The sequence below is a fragment of the Corynebacterium sp. HMSC055A01 genome (assembly GCF_001809405.1).
Classification (GTDB): domain Bacteria; phylum Actinomycetota; class Actinomycetes; order Mycobacteriales; family Mycobacteriaceae; genus Corynebacterium; species Corynebacterium hesseae.
On record NZ_KV797562.1, the window covers coordinates 634 to 1,365 of the forward strand.

The window sequence follows — 732 nt, forward strand, 5'->3', positions numbered from 1 at the left end:
GTCACTGAAGTATTCCACCGCTCTCGCGGATTCCGGAATCCGGCCGAGTGTGGGAACAGTCGGCGATTCTTATGACAATGCACTAGCCGAAACAGTCAATGGTCTCTACAAGGCGGAACTGATTCATGCCCAAGGCCCGTGGACATCGGTCGGAGAAGTCGAACTGGCCACCTTGCGGTGGGTGCATTGGTGGAACACTAAGCGGCTTCACGAAGCATTGGACTACGCCACCCCACAAGAAGTAGAAACCGAGTACTATCTCACCCAGCCCATCAACACAGGGCCGTAAAAGAAGCGGAACTAAACCCAGGACGCTTCAGACTGCCTATTATCCCATCACCTAGTCTTGAAGCTCCGCGCAGCCAGATGGGTAAGTGCTGTACCAATAAGTCCTCTGTGGCCATCCCTCACACTGAGGGCATTCGCTACCGACAAACTGGCCCGGCCTACAAGACACCTGAGTGGCAGAAAATATACGGTACCTGGCGCAATGTGATTGAAACTCGTAATGACTACGTGAAGAACAATCGTGGTGGTGCTGCTATTGGTGACCACACTAGGAGGCCGGTTCGTGGTTTTGCTGCGGCCTTCTTCTATACGGCTCTTGGTGTGGTTGCGGCCAATGCCTCCATGATCCGGCGCTTTCTTGGCCGGGTGGAGCGAGATGAAAAGACCCCGCCTCCTGAAGGCCGTGAGCCTCAGCCGCCGCGCGATCCGGCGCGCGAGAAGGCA

Annotated in this window: 1 protein-coding gene and 1 pseudogene; both read left to right on the plus strand. The window is 55.9% G+C overall.

All coding sequences use genetic code 11. From position 1 onward, the window contains the following. Positions 1-289: integrase core domain-containing protein (locus tag HMPREF2604_RS14285; protein ID WP_246818371.1), on the plus strand; the 289-nt coding region annotated here is incomplete at its 5' end. A 107-nt stretch (positions 290-396) separates the two neighbouring features. After that, positions 397-732: pseudogene (locus HMPREF2604_RS13495) on the plus strand (hypothetical protein); the annotation flags it as partial.